This window comes from Polyangium spumosum (genome assembly GCF_009649845.1).
Taxonomy (GTDB): domain Bacteria; phylum Myxococcota_A; class Polyangia; order Polyangiales; family Polyangiaceae; genus Polyangium; species Polyangium spumosum.
This window is the reverse complement of sequence record NZ_WJIE01000006.1, coordinates 722,463-742,830: the sequence shown is the minus strand read 5'-3', so window position 1 is coordinate 742,830 and position 20,368 is coordinate 722,463. Positions and strand designations below refer to the sequence as shown.

Annotated in this window: 17 protein-coding genes; 7 read left to right on the top strand and 10 right to left on the bottom strand. The window is 70.1% G+C overall.

The features are described 5' to 3' along the window. Positions 1-2: 2 nt before the first annotated feature. Positions 3-803 (bottom strand): hypothetical protein, encoded by an 801-nt coding sequence (locus GF068_RS23935; protein WP_153821734.1) that lies wholly within the window; start codon positions 801-803, stop codon positions 3-5. 22 nt (positions 804-825) lie between these two features. Further along, positions 826-2,028 carry a hypothetical protein gene (locus tag GF068_RS44325; RefSeq protein WP_206079526.1) on the bottom strand — a complete coding sequence of 401 codons (1,203 nt, stop codon included), beginning with the start codon at positions 2,026-2,028 and terminating at the stop codon, positions 826-828. Positions 2,029-2,515: 487 nt separating this feature from the next. Here GF068_RS44325 and GF068_RS23925 point away from each other — a divergent pair, with 487 nt between their 5' ends. The 5 genes from GF068_RS23925 to GF068_RS23905 all read left to right on the top strand — a co-directional run bounded on the left by GF068_RS23925 (position 2,516) and on the right by GF068_RS23905 (position 7,263). After that, positions 2,516-3,190, top strand: coding sequence for a hypothetical protein (locus tag GF068_RS23925; protein ID WP_153821733.1), 675 nt, complete (start codon positions 2,516-2,518; stop codon positions 3,188-3,190). Continuing rightward, a complete protein-coding gene (locus GF068_RS23920; RefSeq protein ID WP_153821732.1) occupies positions 3,187-3,618 on the top strand; it encodes a hypothetical protein in 432 nt (143 codons plus the stop codon). Before GF068_RS23925 ends, GF068_RS23920 begins: the two co-directional genes overlap by 4 nt. A 90-nt stretch (positions 3,619-3,708) precedes the next feature. Then, positions 3,709-5,793 carry a glycine--tRNA ligase subunit beta gene (glyS, locus tag GF068_RS23915; protein WP_153821731.1) on the top strand — a complete coding sequence of 695 codons (2,085 nt, stop codon included), beginning with the start codon at positions 3,709-3,711 and terminating at the stop codon, positions 5,791-5,793. A gap of 52 nt (positions 5,794-5,845) precedes the next feature. Beyond that, positions 5,846-6,940 carry a ribosome small subunit-dependent GTPase A gene (rsgA, locus tag GF068_RS23910; protein WP_153821730.1) on the top strand — a complete coding sequence of 365 codons (1,095 nt, stop codon included), beginning with the start codon at positions 5,846-5,848 and terminating at the stop codon, positions 6,938-6,940. A gap of 53 nt (positions 6,941-6,993) precedes the next feature. Further along, positions 6,994-7,263, top strand: coding sequence for a hypothetical protein (locus tag GF068_RS23905; RefSeq protein WP_153821729.1), 270 nt, complete (start codon positions 6,994-6,996; stop codon positions 7,261-7,263). 6 nt (positions 7,264-7,269) lie between these two features. Here GF068_RS23905 and GF068_RS23900 read toward each other — a convergent pair whose 3' ends face one another. Genes GF068_RS23900 through GF068_RS23890 form a run of 3 tightly spaced genes read right to left on the bottom strand, consistent with a single transcriptional unit; the run spans position 7,270 to position 10,175 of the window. Next, the gene (locus GF068_RS23900; protein WP_338046543.1) at positions 7,270-8,151 is read right to left on the bottom strand and encodes an alpha/beta fold hydrolase; all 882 of its coding nucleotides are present in this window, start codon (positions 8,149-8,151) and stop codon (positions 7,270-7,272) included. After that, positions 8,148-9,008: a 16S rRNA (cytidine(1402)-2'-O)-methyltransferase gene (gene rsmI / locus GF068_RS23895; RefSeq protein ID WP_338046542.1), complete on the bottom strand. Its 861-nt coding sequence runs from the start codon at positions 9,006-9,008 to the stop codon at positions 8,148-8,150. Before rsmI ends, GF068_RS23900 begins: the two co-directional genes overlap by 4 nt. Before the next feature lie 3 nt (positions 9,009-9,011). Beyond that, positions 9,012-10,175, bottom strand: a complete 1,164-nt coding sequence (locus GF068_RS23890; protein WP_338046541.1) for an RNA polymerase factor sigma-32 — start codon at positions 10,173-10,175, stop codon at positions 9,012-9,014. Positions 10,176-10,354: 179 nt separating this feature from the next. On the opposite strand from GF068_RS23890, the gene GF068_RS45330 reads away from it, so the two are divergent. Next, positions 10,355-10,969, top strand: a complete 615-nt coding sequence (locus tag GF068_RS45330; protein WP_240807235.1) for a hypothetical protein — start codon at positions 10,355-10,357, stop codon at positions 10,967-10,969. Continuing rightward, the gene (gene mutL / locus GF068_RS23885) at positions 10,966-12,975 is read left to right on the top strand and encodes a DNA mismatch repair endonuclease MutL (protein WP_338046540.1); all 2,010 of its coding nucleotides are present in this window, start codon (positions 10,966-10,968) and stop codon (positions 12,973-12,975) included. The genes GF068_RS45330 and mutL overlap by 4 nt, the downstream gene beginning before the upstream one ends. Positions 12,976-12,999: 24 nt before the next feature. Here the strand turns inward: mutL and GF068_RS23880 are convergent, their stop codons facing one another. From GF068_RS23880 to GF068_RS23860, 5 genes are all read right to left on the bottom strand, one after another. Next, positions 13,000-15,390 carry a DUF2169 family type VI secretion system accessory protein gene (locus GF068_RS23880; protein WP_153821727.1) on the bottom strand — a complete coding sequence of 797 codons (2,391 nt, stop codon included), beginning with the start codon at positions 15,388-15,390 and terminating at the stop codon, positions 13,000-13,002. Between the two features lie 18 nt (positions 15,391-15,408). Beyond that, positions 15,409-17,964 carry a type VI secretion system Vgr family protein gene (locus GF068_RS23875; protein WP_153821726.1) on the bottom strand — a complete coding sequence of 852 codons (2,556 nt, stop codon included), beginning with the start codon at positions 17,962-17,964 and terminating at the stop codon, positions 15,409-15,411. Between the two features lie 18 nt (positions 17,965-17,982). Then, positions 17,983-18,411, bottom strand: coding sequence for a hypothetical protein (locus GF068_RS23870; protein WP_153821725.1), 429 nt, complete (start codon positions 18,409-18,411; stop codon positions 17,983-17,985). Positions 18,412-18,446: 35 nt separating this feature from the next. Continuing rightward, the gene (locus GF068_RS23865) at positions 18,447-19,058 is read right to left on the bottom strand and encodes a hypothetical protein (protein ID WP_170319635.1); all 612 of its coding nucleotides are present in this window, start codon (positions 19,056-19,058) and stop codon (positions 18,447-18,449) included. A gap of 446 nt (positions 19,059-19,504) precedes the next feature. Next, positions 19,505-20,362 carry a CvfB family protein gene (locus GF068_RS23860; RefSeq protein ID WP_153821723.1) on the bottom strand — a complete coding sequence of 286 codons (858 nt, stop codon included), beginning with the start codon at positions 20,360-20,362 and terminating at the stop codon, positions 19,505-19,507. Positions 20,363-20,368 lie beyond the last annotated feature (6 nt).

The following is a 20,368-nucleotide window of genomic DNA, read 5'->3' as shown; positions in this document are numbered from 1 at the left end:
GATCAGTCCCTCGCGGAGAGCACGTCGAAATCCGCCGCCTCGAAATGGGCCGTATCGAGCCCGTTCGTGACCCAGGCTCCCTGCAACCCGAACTCCTCCCGCATCCCGCGATAAGCCTGCACGTCGGTGAGGCTCGGGGCGACGCCGCCCTCGTGGTTGTTCACGGTGTCCTCGGTGGTCCACATGCGATCGCCGGGCTCGCGGTCGAACAGAAAGGGGTGGTTGTGCAGGTGCGCGACGGGGGCGAACCCGCGGCCGATATCGGCGACGACGCGCGCCTTGACCTCGCCGCGCAGCTTGCCGCCGACGCGATCGGCCCCCGAGAAATACACGCGCACGCGACCCTGGCCGCGGAGGATGTAGGCGCCGAATTCGGTGGGGTGCTCGATCATCGGATACCTCCGCGCCTGGCGCTGGAAGAGGCGCCATTCGAGGCAAGAGATGGGCTTGACCGCGCCCGCTTTGCCTTCGAGGATCACGTCGACGTTCTCGAGCTCGCGCCACCCGGGCTTCCCGGTCATCACCTCGCGCGCGCGTTCGAGCAAGGCGCGTTGCGAGAGCCCCGCCTCGCTGCCGACCTTGGCGCGTAGACCCGCGCGATATCGATCACGCTCCGGGTCCTCCGGGGCGGGCGCCCAGAGGGAGGGATCGTCCGGGAAATCGAGGACCTCGTGCACTTCGCCGGGGATGGGCTCCGGGACGGCGATGGTCTCGGGGTTCTCCGGCAGCAGCGAGGGGCAGGCGGCGGGCGGGCGGCAGGCCGCGGTCAGCAGGGCGAGGAGGGCGAGGAGACGTGCGCGCACGAGGCGCACGATAACACGTCGCTCAGGGCGCGCCGAGCGCGGCGGGGCGGGCGTCGTAATACTCGATCTTCGAGAGGTGGAACGTCGTCTCCCCGTCGAACCCGGAGTTCGACCAGCCCATCAGGTAACCACGTTGCCAGAGTTGCTCGGGCGCGGGCAGGCTCTCGGGCTTGTTCATGTCGGCGTCCGTGATGTCGTGGAATTGCGTGTAATCGCTTTCCCCTTGCTTGCGCACCCACGAGCGAATGACGCCGTCCTTGGCGCCGGCGGCGGTGGCGAACTTGCCGTGGAAGACGATGTCCATGTACTTGCCGCGGTCCGCGGACGCGATCAGGACCCCGCCGTTGACGACGGACCCCGTGACGGTGTAATTTCCGGTCGAATACCCGACCGTGAGCACGGACGCCTCGTTGTTGTCGTCGAGGAGGTCGGTCTGCCAGACGATCGTGGGGCCGACGCCGTGGGCGGAGTAATCGTCGGTCCATATCGCCAGGAGCTTGTTATTGGCGGGCTCGCGGGCGCGGTCGGTGCTCGTGAGCGAGTTCGAGCGGGTGACGTTGGTCACGGCGCCGATCCAGACCGAGTCGTGATAGGACTTGGCGGCGTCGCGCAGGAACACGTTATCACCCGTGACGCGCGAGATCGTGCCCTCGGAGGTGCCGTCGACGCCACGCACGACATCCCCGATCTGCCAGCCGAGCGACGCGGCGTCGAGGATGTCGAGCCTCAGGTCCTGGCGGTGGTGGTAATTCGCCGGCACGTGCCAGCGCAGGCGCAACCAGAACTCGTCGGCCGCGGGCATGGTGAAGCGCATCTCGCGGGTGGAGTCCTCCCCGGCGAGGTCGGCGCCGTACGTGAAGGGCAGGCCCACGCCGCTGCCGTCGGGGAGCGGGGCGAGCGGCCAATCCGTCGAGGCGAAGCTCCAGCCATTCTCGGGCGCGAGGGTGTCGCCGGCGGGGAAATCGTATTGCACGACGAGAGCCGGGTCGATGACCGAGCCGCCCGCGCCACCGGAGCCGCCGGAGCCACCCACGCCGCCGGTGCCGCCCGTGCCGCCGGAGCCGCCGGTGCCGCCGGTGCCGCCCGTGCCGCCGGTGCCGCTGGTCGGACCGGGGGACGGGGGGTCTGCGTCCGTGGAGGAGCATCCGAGGCCCGACGCGCCGAGCGCGATCAGGAAGAGCGCCCCGAGGCAGGACGGAGCGAGGCGAAGCGAAGCCCAAAGCATGAGGAGACTCCTTTCGGAGCTCGTGCATGGCATCGATCACGCGAGCTTGTCACCGGCCATTTTTGCGAGCCGCGTTCGCGAATTTGCGAGCCGCAGTCGTGTTATATTTTTCGTTTTCATGGGAGAGGCATTTTCGTGGGAGCCACGCGCGCTCCCGACGCCCCTCCCCGCCCTCCCCCGCGCGCCGCGCCGTGCGCCGACGCCCCTCGGGCGCTCCCTCGGCATGCGGGGATCAACACCGGCGCCCCTCGGTGCACCTCCCTGCATGCGGGGATCAACACCGACGCCCCTTCGTGCACCTCCCTGCACGACACGGACTGCACCGACGCCCCTTCGTGCACCTCCCTGCACGACGTGGACCGCACCAAACGCCGTCAGCGCGCGTCCCTGCATGCAGAGGAGACGTTCGAACGCCCTCGGTGTCGTCCTCGTCGCGCGGAGCGTATGCACCCTTGCAAAACAAAACGGACGGACGTACCCTGCGGTGATGGACAATCCTCGTGAGGACACCCCCACCGAACAGTTTCGCCCACGCGGCGCGTTCACCTGCTCCGCCGTCCGCGCCGACCCCGAGACCCAGGGGATGGAGGGCGCGTTCGCGGCGGTGCACGTCGAGCTGAAGGCCAAGCATCGTATGCAGGAGGACCTGGAGGAGACGGTCCAGGAGCACGAGGCCGTCATCTCGGGCTGCGACCGCATCCTCGACCGGCTCGTGCGCTCCTTCGAGCTGCGCCTGCTCGACCTTTGCGGCAAGAACCGCGACGACGCGCGATATCGTCGTTATTTCCTGAACGGCCTGCGCGCCGTGACGGAGGCGAACGCGCGCGAGGTCGAGCCCAAGAGGGTGCGCGACATCGTCAAGGCCCTCGACGAGGACCAGCACAAGCCCGGCTTCGAGCCGCTCTACGCCGAATACTTCGCCAAGCTGCTCGGCGCCGTCGAGGCCGTCGAAATGGCGGACGCCGCGTGCACGAAGGTCGAGGAGGATCTCGCGTTCCTGAAGGAAAAGACGATCCCCGAGGTCAAGCGCCGCTGGATCGAGGAGCGCATCAAGCTGCACGCGGAGCTGACGAAGAGATTCCCGAACGACCCGGCGCGCGTGGAGTCGTATTTCAGCCGGTTCGCGAAGCCGCGGAAGAAGAAGGGCGGGGAGGAGAAATGAACCGATTCGTAATCCCGATGCTGGCCCTCTCCCTCGTCGCCTGCGCTCCCGATTGGGACGGCACGTACGCCGGGGAAATCAAGCAGAGCGGCTTCTGTAATGATGGTTCGTCCGTCCCCGAGACCGAGGCCGACGTCGAGTTCACTGTGCTCCACGAGACCGAGACCGACACCTTGAGCTGGGACGCGGCGTGCGGCGCGACGGTCCTCGCCGACCTGGAGGGGGACGTCGCGAAGGTGCGTCAAGCGAGCTGTCCGGCCGAGACGAGCAACGGGACGACCCGGAGCTCCACGATCGAAGGCGGCACCCTCACGTTCAGCGACACGACGATGCGCATGGAGCTCGACATCTCGGTCACGCTCTCGGGCGCCATCACGGGGACGTGCAACGTCACCGCCGAGGGCCTACTCGTTCGGATCGGGGACTAGCCTCTCGCCTCGGACGTACGCGCGCGCGGAAATGTCCTGCACGTCGTCCCCCTCCCCCACCCCCATCGTTTGCGCTACCTTGCGCGCCCCATGTCCCAGACCCGCGACCTCCTGCTGGAGATCGGCTGCGAGGAGCTGCCCGCTTCGTTCGTCGATGCCGCGCTCCGCGCGCTCCCCGATCTCCTGAAGAAACGTCTCTCCGACCTGCGCCTCTCGCACGGCGCCATCCGCACCCTCGGCACCCCGCGCAGGCTCGCCGCGATCGTCGAGGGCGTCGCCGAGAGGCAGCCGGATCTCGAAGAGGAGGTCACCGGGCCGCCCGTCAAGGCCGCGTTCAAGGACGGCGTGCCCACGAAGGCGGCCGAGGCGTTCGCCTCGAAGATCGGCGTCGCGGTGGCCGATCTCCGGCGCGTCGAGACGCCGAAGGGCGAGTACCTCGTCGGCACGCGACGCGAAGCCGGAAAGCCCGCACAGGCGCTCCTGCCCGACGCGCTCGCGCAGGTCGCGACGGCGATCCCGTTCCGCAAGTCGATGCGCTGGGGCGCCGGCGACGTCGCGTTCGGCAGGCCCATCCACTGGGTCATCACGCTCTTCGGCGAGGACGTGCTCGACATCGAGGTCGCGGGCGTGAAGAGCGGTCGCACCACCTACGGACACCGCTTCCTCGCGCCGGGCGCGCTCACCATCTCGTCGCCCGGCGCCTACGTGAACACGCTGCGCGGCGCGCACGTGCTCGTCGACACGGAGGAGCGCGCGCGGGTCATGCGCGAGCGGCTGCTCGAGGCCGCGAGGTCCGCGGGCGGCACGCTCATCGAGGACGACTTCCTCATCGAGGAGAACCTCACGCTCGTCGAGGAGCCCCACGTGATCGTGGGCAGCTACGGCGAGGAGTTCCTGGAGCTGCCCGAGCGCGTGATCGTCGCCGTCGCCAAGGGCCACCAGCGTTACTTCAACGTGCGCGGGCCCGACGGTAAGCTCCTGCCGAAGTACCTCTCGGTCGTGAACACCGCCGAGAAGCCCGAGAACATCCGCCGCGGCAACGACCGCGTGATGCGCGCGCGCCTCTCGGACGCGCGCTTCTTCTACCGCGAGGACCTCAAGGTCCCCCTCGCCGAGCGGCGCACGAAGCTCGCGGGCATCGTCTTCCAGAAGCGCCTCGGCACCGTGCTCGGCAAGGCCGAGCGGATCGAGCGGCTCGCGCGCGAGCTCGGCCTCTTGCTCCAGCTCCCCGAGCCCACGATCATGGCCGCGGTGAGCGGCGCGCACGTCGCGAAGTGTGACCTCGTCTCGCTCATGGTCGGCGAGTTCCCCGAGCTCGAAGGCGAGATGGGACGCGCCTACGCGCTCGCGCAAGGCACGAGCCCCGATGTCGCCGACGTGATCCGCGAGCACTACCAGCCGAAGGGCGCGCAGGACGCGACGCCGCCGACGGACGCGGGCGCGCTCGTGTCGATCGCCGACAGGCTCGACACCATCGTCGGCTGCTTCGCCATCGGCCTGACGCCGACGGGCGCGGCCGATCCGTACGGCCTGCGGCGCGCGTGCCTCGGCGTGCTGCGCACGGTGCTCGATCGTGGGTTCGACCTGAACCTGTCGGACGCGTTCCGCGCGGCCTACGACGGCTACGGCGGCGTCACGCTCGACCTCGGGCCGGGCGAGCTCGGCGACAAGCTCGGCGACTTCTTCACCGAGCGCCTGCGCGGCCTGCTCGAGGCGAAGCTGCCGAGCGACGCGGTCGCAGCGGCGCTGCCGGTCGCCTCCGATCGTCCGCTCGACGCGCGGGCGCGGGCGACGGCGCTCGCGGGGCTCGACGCGGAGACACGTGCGCGGGTCGGCGAGGTCTTCAAGCGCGCCACGAACATCGCGAGCGGCGCGCCGGCCGGCGAGCCGACGCCGCCGAGGGTCGAGGATCACGCGAGCGAGAAGGCCGTGCACGACGGCTACCTCGAGCTCGCCGCGCGGCTCGTCGATCTGCGCCGGGCGGGCGACTACGCGGGCGCGTTGCGCGAGGTCGCGAGCTTCGCGCCCTTGCTTCACCGCTACTTCCTCGACGTGTACGTGATGACGGACGACCTCCCCGTCCGCGACAATCGCCTGCGCCTGATGCGCGCCATCAGCGAGACGTGCGCGACGATCGCCCGGCTGGAGCTGCTCGGCGAACGCAAAGAAGCCTGACGGAAGGCCGTCCTCTCCTCTGCTATGGTCCCGGGAGGCGAAGGCCTCCCGCATGAACCCCGACCTCGTTCGACTCGGATTCACCCCCTCTTTTGCCGGCCATTTCGCCGCGCTCGCGCTCACCGAGGGCGCGCCCTCGCGTTTGCCTGCCCGGGTCATCACCGAGCATCGGGGCGCCTATCGCGTGCACGACGGGACGATCGAGCGCTGGGCCGTGATCACGGGCCGCCTCCGGCACGAGGCCAAGAGCCCGCTCGACATGCCCGCCGTCGGCGACTGGGTCGTGCTCGACGAGATGCCCGATGCCGAAGGTCGCGCCGTCATCCAGGCCATCTTGCCGCGCCGCACCGCCTTCGTGCGTCGCGCGGCCGGCGTCGACAAGAAGCCGCAGGTCGTCGCGGCGAACGTCGATCGGGTCTTCCTCGTGGCCTCGCTCAACCGCGACTTCAGCCCGCGCCGGCTCGAGCGTTACCTCGCGCTCGCCCGCGAGAGCGGCGCCGATCCCGTCATCCTCCTCAGCAAAGCCGACCTCGTGGATCCCGGCCCCGCGATCGAAGAAGCCTCGGCCGTCGCGCGGGGCGTGCCCATTCACGCGTCGAGCTCGATGACGGGCGAGGGTGTCGAGCTCGTGCGCGACTACCTGAAAGACAACGCCACGGGCGTGTTGCTCGGCTCGTCCGGCGTCGGCAAGTCCACGCTCATCAATCGGCTGCTCGGCGAGGATCGCCTCGCGACTTCACCCGTGCGCGACGAGGACGACAAGGGCCGCCACACGACGGTGCGGCGCGAGCTCGTGGTGCTGCCTTCGGGCGGCGTCGTGATCGACACGCCGGGCATGCGCGAGATCGGCCTCTGGGACACGGGCGCGGGCCTCGACGAGGCGTTCGACGACGTCGCGGCGCTCGCGGCCACGTGCCGGTTCAGCGATTGCCGGCACGAAAAAGAGCCTGGTTGCGCCGTGCAGAAGGCCGTCGCCGAGGGCGCGCTCCCGGCCGAGCGGGTCACGAGTTACAAGGCGCTGCAAAAGGAGGGCGAGCGGCTCGAGGCGCTCTCCGACAACCGCTCACGCGCCGAGATCATGCGCAAAAACCGCGTCATCGCGCGCGCGGTGCGAGCGCATGCGCAGATGCACAAGAAGCGGAGCTGATCCGGATTCGCTGCCCCTTGCGCACGGGCCGCGATCAGGGCGACCATACCGACATGCACGTTGCCTTCGTGGTGCACATGGTGAAGGGCGCGGACGTCGAGGCCCTGCTCTCGGACGAGATCAAGCGCGAGACCCAGGCCGTCGTGATGGGGCTCGAGGACGCGGAGAAGATGGGCTTCTCGGCGTCGGGCATCCAGCAGAAGCCCGGCCAGGCCGTGCAGATCATCATCGTGGCGCGCCGCGACTCGCCCTGGATCCATCGCACGCTCGAGACGAGCGAGGGCGTCGCCGGTTTCCAGATGGTCGACGTCAACCTCGGCTGAAGCGCGTCAGCCGAGGAACGACGCGACGAGCTCGGTGACACGCGCCGCGCCCTCGATGTGTGGCGTGTGGCCGAGGCCGGGCAACACCACGAGCTCTGCGCGGGGGATCGACGCGGCGGCGGCGATCGCGACGGGCGCGGGGATCACCGGATCGTCCTCGCCCCACACGAGGAGCGTCTCGGCGTCGATACGTCGGAGGTCCGACGATCGCTCGTACGCAGGGCCGGAGAGCGGCACGAGCGCATCAAACGCGCGCGTCGGCGGCGCCTTGCCGCCGAGCACCGAGAGGAGCTCGCCTTCGAGCGCGGCGAGGCGGTGTTCCCAGGGCCCGCGCGTGTCACGAGGCCTGCGCACGAAACCGAACGCGCGCGTGATGCGCTCCGGCCCGAGGCGAAAAAACACACGCGCCGCGCGGGTCGTGAAGGCGCCGAGCCCCATCGACGCGACGAGCGCGAGCTTCGGCGGCCGCACGTGGCCTCCGAGCGCGAGCTCCAGCGCGACGAGCCCGCCGAGCGAGTGCCCGACGATCGACGCGCGTTCGAGCCCGAGCTCCTTCACCAGCGCGGCGATGGGCTCGACGAAGAAGCAGACGGCCGCGCTCGGATCGTGGCCGCGGAACGGCGGCGACGACGAGTGACCGAACCCGGGCAAGTCGACGGCGACGACGCGGCGCGAACGCGCGACCTCGTTCAGGACCGGCGCCCAGATCGTCGCCGCGTGCCCTCGACCATGCAGGAAGAGCACCGGCTCGCCCTGGCCACCCTCCAGCGTGCGCAGCGTCAACGGCGGCAGCATCCTGCGCTTGACCTCGAACGTCCCACCGAGCTCCGCCAGGATCGCCGACTCGACCGGGCCCGGCCGCGACACGATCACGTGGACGTCGGTCACGCCTCGTCCCTCTTGCGCCCGAGCACGCGCGAATAAAGCTCGCGCCGCGGACGACCCGACACGAGGGCGAGCTCGTCGGCGATGTCCTTGGGTCGCCGGCCGCGCGTGAGCTGCTCGTCGATGAGCCGATCGAGCTCCTCCTCGCCGACGAGTGGCCCCTTCGGCGCTTCGCCGGGCCCGATCACGATCGTCACCTCGCCGAGCGTCTCGCGCTCCTTCGCGACACGCGCGAGCTCGGGCAGCGGGCCACGCAGGATCTCCTCGTGCAGCTTCGTGAGCTCGCGGGCGACCGCGCCGGATCGGTTCGGCAGGGTCGTCGCGAGATCGGCGAGCGTCTCGGCCGTACGCTCGGGGGATTCGAAGAGCACCACCGACTCGGGCGTCGCGCGCACGAGCTCGAGCGCGTCGCGCCGCTCGGGCCCCTTGCGCGGCAAGAAGCCGAGGAACCGAAACGCCCCCGTGCAGAGGCCCGAGGCCGAGAGCGCCGCCATCACCGCGCTCGGGCCCGGGATCGGCACGACACGCACGCCGGCCTCGGCCGCGGCGCGCACGAGGTCCGTGCCCGGATCACTCACGACGGGCGTGCCCGCGTCGGTCACGAGCGCGACGTCCTCACCCGCGACGAGCTTGTCGACCGCGCGCGTGATGGCGTGCGCCGACGCGTGCGCGTCGAGCCTGTCGATCGGCTTGCCGGTGATGCCGAGGTGCGTGAGCAACCCGCGTGTCCTGCGCGTGTCCTCGGCGGCGACACGCGCGGCGTTTCGAAGCACCTCCGCCGCGCGCGGCGATAGATCACCGAGGTGGCCGATGGGCGTGGCCACCACGTAGAGCACCCCTCGCTCGGGCGCGTCGCTCACGGCCTACCTCGCGCCGCCGACGGCGTCGCCGAGCTCCTCTTTCAGGTACTCGCGCAGCTTCATGGTCAGCCGCGCTTCGAGCTGGCGCACGCGCTCGCGCGAGATGCCGAACTCGTCGCCGAGCTCCTGGAGCGTCAGCGGATCCTCGGCCGCCATGCGTTTGTCGAAGATGATGATGTCCTTGCCCTTCAGGGTCTCGCGGAACTTCGAGAGGCGCTCGCGCACCATCTCGTCCATCTCCTGCGACTCGTAGGCGGCGTCCGGTCCGGTCGTGTACGAGGGCATGAGATCGATACGCGACACCGAGCGCCCCTCGCTGTCGCCGACGGGCGCGTCGAGCGAGGCCTCGCCGCTCGAGAGGCGCCGATCCATGTCGACGACCTCGCTCTCGTCCACCGACAAACGGCGCGCGATCTCGGCCGCCGTGGGCTCGATGCCCATCGCCGCGAGCCGCGCCTTCTCCTTGTTCAGGTTGAAGAAGAGCTTGCGCTGCGCCTGCGTCGTGCCGAGCTTCACGAGCCGCCAGTTGTTCAGGATGAACCGGAGGATGTACGCGCGTATCCACCACGCCGCGTACGAGGAGAGCTTCACGCCGCGGTACGGGTCGTACCGCTTCACGGCCTGCATGAGGCCGATGTTGCCCTCCTGGATGAGGTCCATGATGTTCTTGTAGGCGCGGCGATACTCGTACGCGAGCTTCACCACGAGGCGCAGGTTCGCCGTGACGAGGCGCGCGGCGGTCTTGACGTCCTGCGTCTCGACGTAGTGCCGCGTGAGCTTCTGCTCCTCCTCGGGCGTGAGCAGCGGATGGCGCTGCACCTCGCGCAGGTACGCCTGCAAGGGATCGGTGCGCGAGAGCGCGGCGTCGCTCTTCGGCGCGGCGGCCTTGCGCGGGGCGAGGGGGAGTTTGTCGAAGGAGCCGGCGTCGACGTCCTCGTCGACGACCTCGCCCTCGACCTCGATCACCTCGACATCCGAGCCCTCGGACTCGGCTGCGTGGCCCTCGTCGTCCCCGCCGCCCTCGGCGGCCTCGGCGGGATCGGCGTCGGAGGCTCGCCGCTCGGCTTTCGCCGCGGCAGACGCATCCGTCCGCTTCCCCCGCTTGGTCGCCCCGCCCGCCGAGGCTCTTGTCGTCTTTTTACCCGGCTCGGTCTTCTTGGTGGCCACCGCGGTACCTCTCGCGGGCAATTTCTTAGTACACGTGGACCGCTCCGCGCCACCTCACGGTTCGCGGCCCCGCAGGAACGTGCTAGAGCCCCCCTCGCGTGAGCACCTCCGCGCCGCCTCCGCCCTCACCCTCGTCCGCGCGCAGGCGCTCGCCGCGGCCCTGGTATCTCGTCGCGGCCATGGTCCTCGCATGGCTCATCGGCGTGCAGGGCCTCTCCGAGGCGTTCGCGACGCTCGTCTACCTGCGCGAGGGCAACCTGCCCGACGTCGCGGGCATGACGCTGTCGCTGAAGGACGCGGCGGAGCCGATCGAGGCCCTCATGGCCCTGCAAGCGGCCGCGTGGATGCGCACGCTCGGCGAGGCGGGGCAGCTCGCCTTCCCGCTCTTCGCCGGCCGCTTCTTGCTCTCCGTGCTGCTCGTGATCGCCGCGGGCATGGCCATGAGCGGCAGGCCCGGGGCGCGCGTGCTCGCGATGCAGGCGCTCGTCGCGAACGCGGCGCTCGCGATCTTGATCTTCTGGCTCCTGCGTGACGCGCGGTACGCGTGGGTCGACAGCATCATGCGCGTGAACGACGTGCTGCCGACGCTGCCCGCGAGCGCGCCGCCCGCCGAGCAGGAGTACTGGTCGAGCTACTTGATGAACCGCCGCGTGTGGCTCTGGGTGCCACGCATGCGGCTCATCCTGTTCGACGTGGGGTCGCTCGTGCTCGCGGCCATCACGCTGACGAGCCCACGCACGAAGGCGTTTTTCGAAGCGGTCGCGGCCGCCCAAGAGCAGACCGAGGACTCGTGACCGAGCTCTCCGGGCGTGTCCACGTCCTTCCGGACGACCTCGCCAACCAGATCGCAGCCGGCGAGGTCGTCGAGCGGCCCGCGAGCGTGGTGAAGGAGCTCGTCGAGAACGCGCTCGACGCGCGCGCGCGCAGGATCCGCGTCGACATCGAGGGCGGCGGCGTACAGCTCGTGCGCGTCACCGACGACGGCACCGGCATGGACCGAAAGGACGCGACGCTCGCCGTCCTGCGCCACGCGACGAGCAAGATCGGATCGATCGACGACCTGCGCCGCATCCAGAGCTTCGGCTTCCGCGGCGAGGCGCTCCCCTCGATCGCCAGCGTCAGCCGCTTCTCGCTGCGCACGCGCCGGGCCGAGGACGACGAGGGCACGCTCGTGCGCATCGAGGGCGGCAGCCCCGCCGACGTCGGCCCGTGCGGCGCACCGGCGGGCACGAGCATCGAGGTGCGCGACCTCTTCTTCAACGTGCCCGCGCGGCGCAAGTTCCTGCGCGCCGTGAGCACGGAGAGCGCGCACGTCACCGAGGTCGTCGAGGCCGCGGCGCTCTGTCGCCCCGAGGTCACGCTCGTGCTCGCGCGGGACGGGCGCGTCGCGCGCGAGTGGTTACGCACGCAGAGCCGCGAGGCGCGCGCCGTGGACGTCTTCGACGACGAGCCGCTCGCGGCGTGCCGCGGCGAGCGTGGACCGATGATCGTGGAGGCGTTCCTCTCGCGACCCGAACGAGCGCGCGCGGGCGCGACGCGGCTTTTGTTTTTCGTGAACGGCCGCCCCGTCAAGGACCGCACCCTCGCGCGCATGGTCGCCAACGCCTACGGCAGCGTGCTCGAGCCCGGCCGTTATCCCGTCGGCGTGGTCCACATCGACCTGCCGCCCGAGCTCGTCGACGTGAACGTGCACCCGCAGAAGGCCGAGGTCCGCTTCGCCGACGGCCGCGCGATCCAGGACGCGCTCTACAAGATCATCGCGGCGCCGCTGGCCCGCGCCTTTGGTTTGCCCGCGCCGGGGGCCTCGCCGTGGTCGCATTACCATAAAAACCGCGCCGAGGAGCCCCGCCCCCCGCCCGAGCCCGCCGCGCCCCCGCCGCCCGCGACGGCGTTTTTGCCCGGGCTCTTCGGCAAACCTCCCGCGCCCGCCCCCGCGGACCCCGCTCCCTTCGGTCAGCGAAAACAGAAGCCGCAGGAGGAGGCCGCGCCGCCGGTCACGACCTGGAGCGGCTCCGGCGAGCTCCCCCTGCCAGAGCCGCGCAATGTAAATCAAGGACACACCCTTCCCACGCCACCCGAGCCCGACCCGTGGGGGCTCGCCGGCGACGCGACGCCACCTCCCTTGCCCGCAGCCGCCCCGATCCCGCCGCCGATGGCCGCGCCGCCGCGCGTGTACCCGACGGCGGAGGAGCGAATGCAGGCGGGAGAGCGCCCCGGCGCGTTCGGCTCGCTCTCGTTCGTCGCGCAGGTCCGGCGCACGTTCCTCGTCTGCGAGGGGCAGGACGGGCTCTTCGTGCTCGACCAGCACGCCGCGGCCGAGCGCGTCACCTTCGAAAGGCTCCGGCGGGCCTATGAGACCCGCGCCGTCGCCTCGCAGAGGCTGCTGATCCCCGAAATGGTCACGGTCACGGCCGAGGAGGCGGCGATCATCGAGGAGGCGCAGGACGCCATCGGCCGCACTGGCCTCGAGGTCTCGCTGCGCGGCATGCGCGACGCGGCCATCACGGCCGTCCCGCAGATCCTCGCCGCCCGCGCGACACCCGCCGTCCTCTTGCGGGACCTGCTCTCCGAGCTCTCGCGTGTCGGCGAGCGCGCGTTCTCCGGCGCCGTCGACCTCGCCCTCGCCACGATGGCCTGCCACGGCTCGATCCGCGCCGGCGACCTCGTCTCGAAGGAGGAAGCCGAGGCGCTCTTCCGCGCCCTCGACGAGGTCGATTTCGCCGGCCATTGCCCGCACGGCCGCCCCGTGGTCATGCGGATCCGGTGGGCGGAGCTCGAGCAGAAGGTCGGGCGGAGATAAGCCCGCGAGGCAGGGACGGGAGAATCAGGCTTTGGGCTTGGCGGGCGGCGGCGCGTCGAGCAGCCGGGCGACGGCGGCGACACGCAGCGCGACAGGGTGCGTCTCGTACATGTCCTGCTGCGGCAGGACCTCCACGAGGAGGCGCGCGGAGAAGTGGCGAAAGAGAGGCAATCGCTTCGACAGCTTCGCCGGCACGTACGCCGGTATCTGCGACGACGACGCCTCGGGCGAGAAGAGAGCGCGGATCCACGTGTCGTCGAGCAGATCGCGTTTCTGGTAGTGGCGCTGGTTCAAGAGGAGCCGCTCGGTGTGCATCACGAGGTAATCGGGCGGCATGAGGCGGTTGGCGCTCGACCACGCGTCACGAACCCGCTGGACGAAGCCGGTCGTCACCTCGGGGACACCCTCGAGCGGCATCTCGAGCACGTTCTCCACGAGCTCGAGCAGCTCCCGCAGCTTCTTGTCGCTCGCCGCGAGCGGGGCCGCCGTCGCGGCGGTGAGCTTGAGCGTCTGGATGTCGTCGAGCGGAAAGGACAACGTCCCGGAGAGCAGGTGGAGCGGCGTGCCCTCCGCGTCCGCGTCTCCGGCACGCGCGTACGCGCCCTCGGGGGAGGGCTCCGCGCGCGACAACACGTTGAAGACCTCCGCCTTCTGGGCCTCTTCGATCGCCTCCTGCGAGGGCGGCGGCGCGGGGGGTTTGCCCCGCTCCGGGGCAGGCGCCTTCGGGGGAGGCTTGAACATCGGCCCCCACGCGGGGTGCTTCTTCATGCGCGTGACGCACGCCGGATCGTACCAGATCAGCTCGATCGGCTTGCCCGCGGCGCGCGCCGGGGCCTCCGCCCCGTCCCCCTCGGCGCCTTGCCTCGCCTGGCTCGCGAGGCCCGGCCCCTCCCCGCGCGCGGCGGCATTCGAAGCCGAGAGCAAGCCTGCATAACCCGCGGCGGAGAGGAAGGTCGGATCGAGGTCTGCAGGTTTGGCAGGGCTATTCGGCGCGGTCGTCGAGGGCGGCTGGGCGAAGGGGACCGGGACCTTGGGCGCTCCGAAGCCGCGGGGCTCCCAGGGCGGCGGCGCAGCGGGAGGCGCGGGAGGAGTCGCCACGGGCGGCGGGCCGAATGAAGGGGGCGGCACGGGCGGCGCGCCGTGGAATACGGCGGGGCCCGGAGCGCTGGGCGGGATCGGCGGCGGGCTGAAGGACGGCGGCGTGATGAGCGGCGCGGCCGGCGAGGAGGGCTGGATGAAGGGCAGCACGGAGCGACGCGCTTGCTCGGCGCGCATTCCGTCGATGTCCATGACGGCGGTGCGCGCCTCGTCATCGACGTCGACGGCATTCGTGGACGCGGGCCGCGGCACGCGCGGCGCGGGAGGAGGCGCGCCCTTTTCGCTGAAGGGCAGGACCGGGGTCATGTTGCGCAGCGAGGCGGAGTCGAACTCGACGGTCGTATTCGTGTCGCGCGCGCCCGAGCGCGCGGCGTCCATGACGCTCGTGACCGACGTGACCGAAGGAACCCCGCGCCAGCTATCGCTGGTGATCTCGTCCGGCGAGCGCAAGAGGGCCTCGACGTCGCTCCAGGTCGTGGTCTCGCCCGCTCCCTCGAGGAGGATGTAGACGACGCCGCGATCGGTCGGGCGCGAGAGATCGAGCCGCCCGCGGTACGTCACCGTGCAGATGCCGCGGTTGGTGTCGATGAGGAGCGTATCCGGGCGGAGCGCGAGGGGCATGCCTTCCCGGCCAGGCGCGCTCAAAAAGGCGCGCGGGGCGAGGCCGGGGAGGCGCGTCACGCAGCGGGGCGTGTCGGGCAGCAGGTTTTCCAGGACAATCCGCGCGTCCGCGCGCAGCGACTCCAGTTGCTGGTCCGGCGGGGCGACCTGGAAATAGGCGAGGTCGAAATCGTCGCCGAGGGTCTCGTTATGCCAGGCCCCGTCCCGGAAGGCCGCAGCGCGGGCGCCCAGCCGGTCGCGTCGCGCGGGCCAGGTCGCGGCGATCGGGCCGAGGCCCGCGGGGAGGATCTGGCGCAGCGGCGCCGACGCGAGAGGGGCTGCCTCGCGTGTCACGCCGCCCGCGTCGAGCGTGCGCGGGGGGCTGACCTCCAGCGCCTTCTCGAGCTCGCCCACCACGAGCCGCACAGGAATGGAGCGCAAGAGCGGCCCCTTCGGCGCATAGGCCGACCCGACGAGCACGACGTCCACGCGGGGCTTGAGGGGCACGAGATCGGCGGGGCGATCCACGCTCGTGAACCCGCCCTGACCCGAGCACCGATCCTGCTCGTAAAGGGGCTCCTGGTTCATGGCGAGCGCGAGCGTCCCCGGCAAGAGCTGGTACGTCGCTTTGCAAACCACGGCCAGCGCCCAGCGCTTCTCCCTGGGCCGAAAGAGGACGGACGTGGCGGGCAGCGGGCAGAGAGGGCGGACATCCATGGTCAGGGCCCTGTCGCCTCAGCGGCTCTCTGCAGGCTCCGTCTCTGTCGCTCCGCCTGCGCCAGCCGAGCGCGAGCAGCTCACGGTGCCGTCCTCGTGCTCGATGAGCGACCCGCCGCAGACGGGGCAGGTCTTTTGCTCCTCGCGCAGGCGGAGGCAATACGTGCCGTGCTCGTCCTCCCCCAGGAGGCCGCCGCAGAGCGGGCAGCTCTCGGCGAGCTCGTCGAGCGGAGGATACTCCACGGCCTCGGCGGCCCCCGCGCGCTCCGGCGACAGGTCGAAGGGGTTCAGGTGGACGTCTTTCGCGGCTTGCACGATCACGTCGTTCGCCCGGGAGAGCACCAGGGTCTTTTCCTGCCCCGCGAGGGCGGCCTCTTTATCGCCCATGACGCCCACGTTTCCGCGGGCGTGGAGCATGATGTTGCCCTCGGCCATCATCGTGATGTTGGGGCCGTCGAGGACGATGGAGGCCTCCCCGGTGGTCAGCGTGATCTTGCGGTCGACCATCTCGAATGAAGTGGGCGGAGGGCCCGGGTCATCGACGAACCCCGTGAGCACGCCGAGCACGTTCTCGAAGGTCTCCGGCGCCAGGCTGCGCAGGATCGAGAGCGGGCCGCGCTGCACCGCCTCGAGGAGGTCCCGCGCGCCGCCGAGGGGCGCGATGGGGATCATCCCGAGCACGGAGGTGATGGGGCCACTCAGCACGGGCGCGAGCGGGCCGTTCATCAGCTTGCTCAGCGCGTCGGGGAGCTTGGCCGTGAGCCCGCGGGCCATGGTCACCGAATACTTGCCGCCGACCAGGGTGCTATCGTCCACGCCCACCGTCGTGTTGCGGTTGGCGCCCACCGTGACATTGCGGTTCAGGCCCGTGGTCTCCAGCTCGTTGAAATGGACCACCTTGCTCCGGTTGTGCCCGACGGTGAGGGTCTCGTCCTTGTGAACGACCCGCGTCGCGTCCCGGCCGACGGCGTGCATCTCGTCGTTCTTGACGAGGGTATCCATGTCCTTCTGGGCCTGGATGTACAGGTGCTCGCGCTCCGTCGCGTCCTCGAACCGGATCTCGTTGAAGCCGTCCGAGCCCGGGGAGCTCTTCGATCGGAAGGTGCTGACGGTCTTGTTGTCGGGCAGCTTGTAGGGGACCTGCGCGCTCCCATTGAAGACGCGGCCCACCACGATGGGGCTGTCGGGGTCGCCGTCGAGGAAGGACACGAGCACCTCGTGGCCTACGCGCGGGATGGTGAAGAGCCCGAAGCCTCCCCCCGCCCAGCCCTGGCTCACGCGCATCCAGATGGAGCTATTGTCGTCGCTCTTGCCCTCGCGGTCCCAGTGGAGCTGGACGCGTACCCGGCCAAACTCATCGGTGTAAATCTCCTCGCCGGGCGGGCCGGCGACGATGGCGCTCTGCATGCCGTGGATGCGCGGCTTCGGCGTGACCTGCGGGGGCCGGTGGGGATGGACGGCGAACTGCGCCGTGCCGCGCATCGTCCACTCCTCCGTGGGATCTCCCTCGATGCGGAAGCGCGTCATCAGGAGGCGCTGGCCGCTGATATCGTCGCGCGGGTGGCCCGTGAGGGTGAGGATCTGGCCTGGCCAGAGGTCGATGACGTTCGTCTCGAAGCGGACCTGCCTGCGCGCGGCGCGCTGGCTCTCCAGGGCCACGCGGGCGCGGCGGGTGCCCGAAGGCTGGTGGAACCGCGCCACGCCCTTGTCGTCGCTCACGGGCGTGCCGCCCGTCGGGACGGAGCTCATGTCGGCGCCGTGGCTCTGCTCGACGAGCATCACGCTCGGCTCGTAATGGTACTGCTCGTAACGCGCCTCGGGGCCCGCGGCGGGCGCGGCCTGGCTGAAGAGCTGGAAGTCGGGGTTGCGGAAATCGAAATCGCGGAGGGTATACCGGCCCGGCCGCACCTCGTGACCCAGCCTCAAGGCCGTGACGTACTCCTTCTCGCCGACCTCGGCCTGCCCGGGGCTGTCCACGAACGTGATGGGCTGCCCGGCGCGCGGGGCGCCGGCGTGGGGCCGATCCGTCAAGACGAGGCGCGAGCCGATCTCCGGATCATCACGAAAATGGTAGGTGATCCCGGCCTCCTCGAGCAGCCTGCAAAAAAAGTCGTGGTCGCTCTCGCCATACTGGGTCCGCAGCTCCAGCTTGGGGTATGCGCTCCGGTCGATCGCCCAGACCAGCTCGATCCCCCACTCCGCGAGCAGCTCGTCCACGATGTCGGGAATGGCGATGTGCTGGAAGAGCCGGTGGTTGCGCCGCTGCGTGAGCAGCCAGAGCGCGGGGACGATGACCAGCTCGTACGTGGACAGCCCCGTCTTCTCCACGCGTGTCTGCTCGAAATGGCTCACGACGCCGCCCCAGACGCGCGCGTCGGTCTGGAGGAACGGCAGGCCCGCGGCGATGCGGAAGCGCGCCGGCTGCCCGAGGATCTCCTCGAGATCGATGCTGTCGTCCGGCGAGCGGGCGGTCACCTTGACGCGGAAGAGCGTGGACAGCCCCTCCTCGACCACGAAATGGCGCACGCTGAGAGAGTCGATCCCCGACGCGAACGAGAGCTCGAGATTGGGCATGGCGGTCCCGCTGCGGGGTTAAGGTTTCACCCAGACGTTGGCCTGCTGCATCATCTGGTGGAGAAACTGCAGCGCAACCACGCTGTTCAGCCGGTAGACCGTGGGGTTCATCGAGTTGCCCAGGTACACGCTGAACATGGTCCCGCCCGCTTTCGCCGTCGCGGCGCTGCCCACCACGATGCTGGCCACGTACCCCGTCGTCTGCCCGGCGCGGTTCATCGTGTTCTCCTCCGTGAGCTGCTGGTACTCGCTCTCCGAGACCACGCCGACGCGGCGAAGGACGCTCAGCGTGAGGCTGTAGCTCGGCGTGAACGACGAGAAGAACCCCGACGCAAAATCAATGATGTGGTCGAGCGCCCAGCCCACCCGTCCCCACATACCCCCCCACCACGCGTCGTTCCGGGCTTGCTCCAGCAATCGTTGCGCCTCTTCTCGGCTCGTCGGCATGACGTTACTCTCCTCGATCGGTTTCGTGTCTCGACTCAGCCGCCAACGCTGGGACAGCGGCTGTTGCCTTGCTCGTCGTATTGCAGCTCCTCGCCGCAGAGCGGGCAGAGCTCCACCCGCGGCGCCGAGGCGTTGGGGCACGACTTGCCCTCGGGCGTATCGACGAGCTCGGCCCCGCAGACCGGGCAATCCGCGGGCGCGTCGGGCTGCAGCTTGACGCACGCCCCGTTCTTCTGAAAGCGATCCTTCCGGTCGGCCGACTCCTCCTTGAAATCGCCCTCCTTGCGCCTCTTCACGGTCACGGCCGTGGCCGCCGCGACGCTCGGGTTCGCAGCGCGGGCCGCATCGAAGAGGTTCTCGGCGCCGCCGCCGCCCTGGTGCCGGCTCACGACCACCCGCGGGTTGCCTGCCACCTTGCGCAGCGCCTCGAAGACGCCGATCGACTCGTGAAATGCGTTCTGCTCCTGCAGCACGCGATAGAAGCCCTTCACCTCGCCGAGCAGGATCTGGCTCAGCTTCGCCGCGATGCTCTCCGGGCTCCGGCCCTCGGGCACGTCGAAATACATCACCGTGCGCGGCGCCTCGAAGTCGTCCGCCGCTTTGACCACCGTCCGCCCGCGCGCGAGCCCCAGCAAGGACTCCACCATCGATACCTCGCGACGGTCGCGTATCTCATAAGAATGCGCCACCCCGTCGCGCTGCAAGCTGATCATACCGCGCATCCGGCACAGCGGATCCGGGTGCTCCACCAGGGCCACGCGCGCCGGGCCTTCCCCGGGCGGGAAGAGGGGCGTGTCCCCTCCCTGGCCACGCAATACAAAGCCTGCAAAGCTCATCAAGGACCCCTGGAGAGAGCTGTTACCACGACGGTCGCAAGCAATCGTCGTCCCCCTCGACGACTATGACCGTATAGAAAGAGACGTCGGAGCGTCAAGCCCTCCCCGCGCAACTTTCTGGATTCTCGCCGATATGACGCAAAGCGGCGCGCGGCTCTGTCACGGAATCGATACAGAAGGTGACACACGCGTCGTGGACCATCGGCTTTTTCGAACCATGGTCTCTGCGGTGACCAATGAATCGGCCGCGTTCGTCGCTAGCGCCGGTTTGGCACGAGGAACCCCTTCGGGTCCACGGTGACCACGCGCTCCTTCAAGAGGTGGCCGACGGCCCGCTTGAAGGCCTTCTTGCTGAGGTTGAACATCGACCGGATCTGCTCGGGGCTCGACCGGTCCCCGACGGGCGGCGCGCCCGGACGGCCGAGCACCGCGAGCACACGCGCCGCGTCGTTCTCGATTTCCTCGTGCGCGTGCCCGCGCAAGGAGAGCTCGACCTTGCCGTCGGGCAGGATGTTCGCCACCCGAAAACGCGCCGCCTCGCCGCGCGAGAGCCCGTGCGGCTCGTACGCCGGGACGAGGCCGACCACCTTCCGCGAGAGGATGACGAAGAGGCCGATGTCGGGGTCGTTCCGCCACGCCTCGCCCTCGATCCATTCGTCGAGCTCGTAATCACCCTGATCCCGCAAGAGCTCGCTCACGCGCATCGTCCCGGCGAGCCGCCCCCGATCGTCGAGGAAGAGCCCGACGGGGTGCCGCTCGCCCACGCGCACGTCGCGCGTCTGCTCGGCGTACGGCACGAGCAGCTCCTTCGGCAGGCCCCAATCGAAGAACGCCCCGTACCGGTTGACGTCCTTCACCTCGAGGAACGCGACCTCGTCGAGCGACACGTTGGGCCTGCGTAACGTCGCGATCGGCCGGCCCTCCGAATCGAGGTAGACGAAGACGTCGAGCTCGTCGCCCTCCTTGGTGCCCGCGGGGACCTCGCCCCGGGGCAGGAGAACGACGGGCGCGTTGGGCCGCAGATCCCTCGAATCGACGGAGAGGAACGCGCCCGGCGGGCCCAGGCGCCGCACCGGCAAGTTCACGAATCGGCCGAGGAGATCGTCGTGCGTCATCGTGAC